General features: G+C 37.7%; 8 protein-coding genes. 7 read left to right on the top strand and 1 reads right to left on the bottom strand.

The features are described from left to right. The 5 genes from AC4BHA_RS12470 to AC4BHA_RS12450 form a co-directional block, all read left to right on the top strand. Positions 1-254: SpoIVB peptidase S55 domain-containing protein (locus AC4BHA_RS12470; protein WP_490558735.1), on the top strand; the 254-nt coding region annotated here is incomplete at its 5' end. A gap of 259 nt (positions 255-513) precedes the next feature. Further along, positions 514-1,305, top strand: coding sequence for a sporulation transcription factor Spo0A (gene spo0A, locus AC4BHA_RS12465; protein ID WP_066104919.1), 792 nt, complete (start codon positions 514-516; stop codon positions 1,303-1,305). A 453-nt stretch (positions 1,306-1,758) separates the two neighbouring features. Further along, a complete protein-coding gene (locus tag AC4BHA_RS12460; protein ID WP_140462039.1) occupies positions 1,759-2,484 on the top strand; it encodes a glycerophosphodiester phosphodiesterase in 726 nt (241 codons plus the stop codon). Between the two features lie 655 nt (positions 2,485-3,139). Next, the gene (locus AC4BHA_RS12455) at positions 3,140-3,370 is read left to right on the top strand and encodes a helix-turn-helix transcriptional regulator (RefSeq protein ID WP_139063837.1); all 231 of its coding nucleotides are present in this window, start codon (positions 3,140-3,142) and stop codon (positions 3,368-3,370) included. Then, on the top strand, positions 3,370-3,672 hold the full coding sequence (locus AC4BHA_RS12450; protein WP_066104914.1) for a hypothetical protein: 303 nt from the start codon (positions 3,370-3,372) through the stop codon (positions 3,670-3,672). Before AC4BHA_RS12455 ends, AC4BHA_RS12450 begins: the two co-directional genes overlap by 1 nt. A 332-nt stretch (positions 3,673-4,004) precedes the next feature. Here the strand turns inward: AC4BHA_RS12450 and AC4BHA_RS12445 are convergent, their stop codons facing one another. Further along, positions 4,005-4,253 (bottom strand): DUF2627 domain-containing protein, encoded by a 249-nt coding sequence (locus tag AC4BHA_RS12445; RefSeq protein WP_066104911.1) that lies wholly within the window; start codon positions 4,251-4,253, stop codon positions 4,005-4,007. 148 nt (positions 4,254-4,401) lie between these two features. Between AC4BHA_RS12445 and AC4BHA_RS12440 the strand changes: the two genes are divergently transcribed. Next, positions 4,402-6,465 (top strand): sigma-54 interaction domain-containing protein, encoded by a 2,064-nt coding sequence (locus AC4BHA_RS12440; protein WP_066104908.1) that lies wholly within the window; start codon positions 4,402-4,404, stop codon positions 6,463-6,465. 338 nt (positions 6,466-6,803) lie between these two features. Then, positions 6,804-7,901, top strand: a complete 1,098-nt coding sequence (gene bcd, locus AC4BHA_RS12435) for a branched-chain amino acid dehydrogenase (protein ID WP_066104907.1) — start codon at positions 6,804-6,806, stop codon at positions 7,899-7,901. Positions 7,902-8,103 lie beyond the last annotated feature (202 nt).

Raw genomic sequence — 8,103 nt, 5'->3', positions numbered from 1 at the left:
TCAGTACTATTCCGCAAAAATTTCCGGCAACTAAAGGAATGGTTTTGAAGGTTACCGATAAAGATTTATTAAGCAAAACTGGCGGGATTGTGCAAGGAATGAGTGGGAGTCCAATTATACAAAAAGGGAAGGTTATTGGCGCAGTCACGCATGTTTTTGTCAACGACCCAACAAGCGGATACGGAGTTCATATTGAATGGATGCTCAATGAAGCAGGTATTAATATCTATCAAAAGGATCAAAAAGCAGGGTAATTCAGCCTGCTTTTTCCTTTTATTGGTAGTATAATGGGGAGTAGAGTGGAGATTTTTCGACAATTGAATAATATTATTTGCATGTTAAGACGAAAACAGTCGAAATAAAGAGGATTCAGGAGCAAAACTTGTATTAATATATAATTTTAAGTATTTTTCATTTTTTCAATGCTTTTTATATTGCAATGTCGAATTTCTCGGTTAGAATAAAGATTAGAAATGATAGAAAATAAAGGAAATGTCTGAGGAGGATATCTGGTTGAAAAAAATAAAAGTATGTGTCGTTGATGACAATCGTGAACTTGTTGCTTTATTGGAAGAGTATATATCAGAACAGCCGGATATGGAGATTACAGGGGTTGCCCATAATGGACAGGATTGTTTAAGCATGCTTGAACAGCAAACGCCGGATGTTTTAGTACTTGATATTATCATGCCGCATTTGGATGGTCTGGCCGTTTTGGAGCGAATTAAAGATTCTCAAAAAGGAACGAGTGTTCCGAATGTCATCATGTTAACTGCTTTTGGCCAGGAAGATGTTACGAAAAAAGCGGTTGAACTAGGAGCGTCATATTTTATACTTAAACCATTTGATATGGATAACCTTGTCAATCATATTAGACAGACAGGTGAAAAGGGTGCTGGCATAGCGAGAACGAGCACATATACACCGCGTCAGCCATCGGAATCTAAGCCTCTAAACCTTGATGCAAGTATCACTAGCATTATCCACGAGATTGGGGTACCTGCGCATATTAAAGGCTATATGTATTTACGTGAAGCAATTTCTATGGTTTATAACGACATTGAACTGCTTGGTTCGATTACTAAAGTCCTTTATCCGGATATTGCGAAAAAATTCAACACTACTGCGAGCCGTGTAGAACGTGCTATTCGACATGCAATTGAGGTCGCATGGAGCAGAGGAAACATTGAATCCATCTCCTCATTATTTGGATACACAGTCAGTATGACGAAAGCGAAACCGACAAACAGTGAGTTTATTGCAATGGTCGCTGATAAGCTTCGACTCGAACATAAAGCATCTTAATCATATGTAATTGACGTACTTGTGATCTAACCCTTAGTGGTGCGACGCGATTAATTAATAAACCTTATGTACCAACTGTCTGGTTTATTATCATAAAGAGGTATCTGTGAAATGAAATTTGCATGGATACTTCTTTTCTTTCTAATCATCTGACCTTTAATCTGGATTAAATACCACATATTAGCTACAAAAGTTTACCCGTTTTGTTTTAACCCCTTCTTCATGTACTCCCCTAGCTTTATGCCTTGCAGATTTTCCTAATCTTGTGAGACTCGAAAATGAAAGAACAGCTACCTTTACGGGAATACTGTTTAATAATTACCTCCAGAGAAAATATCCTACTTCCTCCGGTTTTGTTAGTTTGTATTCTAAATCCTGTCCTATAAAATAGATGCATGAAATAAACTGATATAGGGAATAGGAATTTATATGTTTTGAACGGAGGTATGAATATTGACATTAATATTTGGACATAGAGGATATGCTGCTGTGTATCCGGAAAACACGATGATTTCTTTTATCGAAGCCTTTAATGCAGGTGCAGATGGGATTGAATTGGATGTACAATTAACGGAAGATGGTGAGCTTGTTGTCATCCATGATCTAACGGTTGACCGTACGACAGACTCAGAAGGTAATGTTCGTGATTTTACTCTTGCAGAGATTAAAAAGCTCAATGCTGCCAATAACTCCAAAACTGTAGAATTTGCTAGTATACCTACTCTTCGGGAAGTTATGGAGTGGTTGGCTACAAATGATTTACTATTGAACATTGAATTAAAAAATGGGGTATTTCCCTATCCAGGCATGGAAGAAAAAGTGATTGAAATGATTCGTGAGTATGACATGGAAGAGAGGACGGTTTTGTCCTCGTTTAATCACTATAGTATGGTCTATTGTCATCGATTGGCTCCTGAGATTGAAACAGCGCCATTATACTCAGATGGGCTATATATGCCCTGGATTTATGCAAGCTCGATAAAAGCGAAAGGGATTCATCCAAAATACAAAGCAGCACCTAATGAAATCATTGAGGAATCTATGAAAGCTGGGATTGCAGTCAGGCCTTATACGGTGAACCGCAAAGCAGATATGAAGCGATTATTTAAGGTGGGATGCACTGCATTTATTACGGATGACCCAGATAAAGCGATTCAGCTCAGGAATCAATATCAATAATTTCATCTGAACTTATCCATTTTCGTGGTATATTTATCCATATAGATAAATAGGGGATGATGAATTGTTAGTGTTACTCTGTATCGTCGGCTGCATAGTTATAGGGTATTTTACCTTTGCGATATTTGGCTACTTATATGGCGGTATAATTGTTTTGGGAATAGTATTAGGATGTCTTGTCAGAAGCTTATACCTTATAACTAAGGTACATAATTATCTTTTAAAAGATGAGCCAAGAAAAGATAAAGTAAAAGAGGCCTACCAAAAGTATTTGCAAGAAGGCAGATCATATAAGTAGACTAAAATGGGCAGCCTTTGGTTTAAAATTAGATATATGCGTACATAAATAGATCAACTAAAGTAGGATATAGCAATAGGATATCTTTTGGTTGGAGCCTTTCTAATCGTGATATAGTCGAAGCGTGGAATCGTGTTTCGTGAATAGCATTATAACAGACGAACGTATTGTATACGTTCGTTTTTTAGTATGAAAAAAGGTATTTCGGAAATGGAAAACGAATATATACTTTTTCAGCTAACGGTTAGAAGAGTGGAATGAGGTTACCAATTTTAAACTAATTTGTAAAACAAACTTTACTTTTGGTAAAATTAGTTTTACAATTAACTTAACAAATATTTACAAAGGAGGGCTTGTGTGGGAGGAGAGGGATATTTATTATCAAATAGAATTCGTATTCTAAGAGCCGAACGAAAAATGACTCAACAGGATTTAGCTAAAAGCGCAGGGGTTAGCAGACAGACAATTATTTCGATAGAAAAAGGTAACTATACCCCGTCATTAGTGCTAGCCTTTGATATTGCAGAAGCTTTTAATGTTGGGATTAATGAAGTATTCCAGTATAGAAAAAAAGGGGAGGGGTTATAATGGCAGTGTTTCTGCTTATCGCTATAATCGCGTATATATTGATCTTTTTTGGTTCTGTGTTCTTTAGTGTGAAATTCCAATTTGGAGACGAGAGTAAGGATGAGAGAGGGAAGGGTATATTAAACACATCTTACTCAATTGCTTTCCCGATATTCATATTAGGATGGTTCTTTATTTTTTTAATTGATGAATTTATAACACCATTTTCTTTTGATGGTTACAAAATGGCTATATGGTTCTTATTAACTGGAACCTATATTATTCACGCTGTTAGTTTATATAATTTGAAAAGGATTTCATAAAGTTTACTGGAAGTTCAGCCATTAAATAAAATAGTTTTACATCTTTTAGAACTAATTGCGAAATTAGGTCAATTAAGGAGACAGCCAATAAAAGCTGTCTCCTTCTTTAGTCATAAGTACCAAGGTTACGAACAAATCCTTTTATAATTCCCTCACCTCCTGCCTTATCCTCATATAGCGATTAATTTAAATAACATTTCAATTACCAACTCTTTTAAATATGTGTCATAAAAAAAGACCAAATCATGTAGGATCTGGTCTTCAAAATTGGTACTTCTATTGGCGCCCTTGCAAAACTTAATGGTTGTATGCCTGTAAGGATCACCTGAAATTCATTTACGGACAGGTTTCTCACTAAATCGATTTTGAACTTTATTACGTTTTCGATCGCGATAAAACACGAATCCGGCAATAAAAGAAAGTCCGCCAATAAATAATAGTAAACCTAATAAAAATTGTACCCAAAGGGCAGGTAGCATTGGGCTGAGTCTGCCAAAAATCATGTCTCTCATCCATTTAATTCCGAGTGCGGTTAGAAGGCCCGGAATCAATAAAAGCGCAAAGGCGATTATCCGTTGCAATTCATCACGTCCTGATTAAGTGTATTTCTATCTTCAACTTTATAAAATATAGAAAATTTGTCAAGTTTATTCAAATAACTTATGATAGAGGAAACAATGAAAAAATTTGCACTATTCTGTACCCTCACTTCAAAAGGAGGAGATTGCCTTGCAAACAGTTTTGATTATTGGGGCGGGCACTGGAGGGCTATCCATTTTAAAAATCTTACTTGAGGCAAAGGATTATCAGGTTATAGGAGTGGTGGATCGTCATTCGAGTGCAGTGGGACTTCAATTAGCTGAACAAAATCATATAAAAACAGGTAGTGATTGGGTAGATTTTATCACTGATGGCTCGGATATCATTTTTGAAGTGACAGGGGATGAGCAAGTTTACCAGGATATAGCCCGCCATAAAAGTAATCACACTCTTTTAGTTCACGGGCAGATTGCCTTTCTGTTAGCCAATCTGATTCAAGAGAAAGAAAGTTTAATCAGGAAGTCGAAAGAAGAGGCTTATTTACATGAATTAGTTTTGAATGCGACCGATAACGGGATGGTACTTATAAATACAGAAGAGAAAATAATCTTTTTTAATCAGGCTGCAGCAACGATTACGGGTGTCCCCAGAAAACAAGCAATCGGTCAGCACATACATAGAGTTATTCCTGCGTCCCGTCTTCCTGAAATCCTCAAAACAAGAAAAACGGAGAGCAATCAACGGGCTCATTTGGATAAAAATTTAGATGTGGTAACAACCAGAATGCCTATCAAGAATGAAGAAGGCGGTTTACTGGGAGCTTTGGCCGTTTTCAAAGGAATCACGGAATTTACAAGCTTAGCAGAGGAAATTACAAATTTAAAGCATATTCAAAACATGCTCGAAGCTATTATTCATTCGAGTGAAGATGCCATAACTGTAGTGGATGAGGATGGGAATGGAATCTTAATTAATCCTGCGTATACCAGAATTACCGGGTTGACCGAAGAGGATGTCCTGGGCAAACCTGCTACGGCAGATATTACAGAAGGTAAAAGTATGCATATGCAGGTTTTGAAAACAAAAAAACCTGTCCGAGGCGTACGAATGAAGGTGGGGGCATCGAACCGGGATGTGGTGGTTAATGTAGCACCGATTATGGTGAATGGTTATTTGAAGGGAAGCGTTGGCGTCATTCATGACCTTTCTGAAATACAAAGCCTGACACAGGAATTGAAAAGGGCGAGACAAATCATTCGTAATCTAGAAGCTAAATATACATTTGACGATATTATTGGCCAATCTAAAGAGATGAAATTGGCATTGGAGCAGGCCCGTTTATGCGCCCGTACGCCAGTTACCGTATTATTGAGGGGTGAATCGGGTACAGGCAAGGAACTATTCGCCCATGCAATCCATAATGCCAGTGATCGAAAATATAATAAATTCATCCGCGTGAATTGCGCAGCGATATCGGAGTCGCTTTTAGAGAGTGAGTTATTTGGCTACGAAGATGGAGCTTTTTCAGGTGCAAAGCGTGGCGGTAAACGAGGACTGTTTGAAGAAGCCAATAATGGCAGCATATTTCTTGATGAAATTGGTGAGCTTTCTCAAAATATGCAGGCGAAGCTTCTTCGCGTTTTGCAGGAGAATGAAATAGTTCGTGTAGGAGGAACCAAGCCTATTTCCATTGATGTGCGTGTGATAACAGCGACCAATGTCAATCTTGAGAAAGCGATTGCAAAAGGAAACTTCAGAGAAGATTTATATTACCGAATTAACAGAATGCCTATATATATTGAGCCTTTAAGGGAACGTAAGGAAGATATTCCCCCATTATGCGTCCACTTAATCAAAAAGTTGAATTTGGAGTATGGCCGAAGTATTGAGGATATAAGCGGTGAGGCACTCATCATGCTTCAGGAATATGATTGGACTGGAAATGTAAGGGAAATAGAGAATATATTAGGGAGAGCCATAATTTTTATGGATCAGCATGAAAAAATTATACAAAAGAGGCATTTACCTGAAAAATTATTGAAGGCTGCAGAAGGTTCTCCTAACCATACAATCGAAAAAAGATCAACAATAAATGATAAACAAAGTTTAGCGGATCAATTGGATGAAGTGGAGAAAAGCATTATTATGCGTTCTTTAGAAAAGCATAATGGGAATAAAACTGCTGCCAGCCGTGATCTGGGTTTGTCCATTCGTAATTTTTATTATAAATTGCAAAAGTTTAGTCTTGAATAAACTTGCATGCAGAATTTTTCGTGTGTGCAAATTTTTGCAGGTTCTATGAAAAAAGGATTCTTCTAAAAAGGTCGATTACTCAACAAAATTCATGTTGGCACGATTCTTGCATCTAAAGACTGTGGGTGAACCAAAACAAGGGGCCAAGATGGTATGGCTTGAGTTTTACAGCAGCTATGCTGTTCATAACAAGTCTGCAGAGGAGGCAAGTTCAAGCACGATTTAGAATTACACCCTAAAAGGACCTAAAAAGCCAAATAACTTCATTTTAAATCTTAAAGTGTGAAAGGTCAGTAAAAAGTAAAGGTTAGACCGAAGATAGAGAGGGGAAATGAAAAATGGAAATTTTTAAATATATGGAGCAATATGATTATGAACAATTGCTGTTTGTACAGGATAAACAATCTGGTTTAAAAGCTATTATTGCCATACATGATACAACCCTCGGACCTGCGCTTGGCGGCACAAGAATGTGGACATATGATACAGAGGATGCTGCAATAGAGGACGCTCTTCGATTAGCGAAGGGAATGACGTATAAAAATGCAGCTGCCGGCCTGAATCTTGGCGGAGGTAAAACCGTTATTATCGGTGACCCGCGTAAAGATAAAAATGAAGAAATGTTCCGTGCATTTGGGCGTTATATTCAAGGGTTGAATGGAAGATATATTACGGCTGAGGATGTTGGAACAACAGTGGCTGATATGGATATAATTCATGAGGAAACGGACTATGTAACGGGTATTTCACCTGCTTTTGGTTCATCAGGAAATCCATCCCCTGTCACTGCTTATGGCGTGTACAGAGGAATGAAAGCAGCAGCAAAAGAAGCATTTGGCACAGATTCGCTGGAAGGAAAAGTAATTGCTATCCAGGGAGTAGGAAACGTGGCCTATAATCTTTGTAAGCATCTACATGAAGAGGGTGCACAATTAATAGTGACAGATATTAATAAAGAATCAGTGAATCGTGCTGTGGAGGATTTTGGAGCAAAAGCAGTGGATCCTGAAGATATATATAGTGTCGATTGTGATATCTATGCACCTTGTGCGCTCGGTGCAACTATAAATGATGAAACTATTACGCGAATCAAAGCAAGAGTAATTGCGGGTGCAGCTAATAATCAATTAAAGGAAACTCGTCATGGAGATGCCATTCATGAAATGGGTATCGTTTACGCACCTGATTATGTGATTAATGCCGGTGGGGTTATTAATGTCGCAGATGAGTTATATGGCTATAACAAGGATCGGGCATTGAAAAAAGTAGAGGGTATATATAGCAATATTGAAAGAGTCATAGAGATTGCTAAAAGAGACGGAATTCCGACCTATGTTGCAGCGGACCGAATGGCTGAGGAGAGAATTGAAAAATTAAAACAATCCAGAAGCCAGTTTTTATTAAACGGCCGCCATATACTAAATCGTCGCCGTTAGAGTCACCTGAGAATGAAGAGTCCGTATACGTGTAAACTTGCGGACTCTTGTTCTCTAATCAGGCTCATTTCTGGTTTGCGAAAGGGGTTTAACTTAATAATCTCTGACCATGTGGTAAGACCAGTAGAATAAGGATGGAGTTATATGAGAAAGTGTGTATCTCTTAAATATTAAGTACTGAATATAGATGTTAGGATGTGGA

The organism is Pradoshia sp. Z3_51 (assembly GCF_058215915.1).
This window is presented reverse-complemented; position numbering and strand designations above follow the sequence as displayed.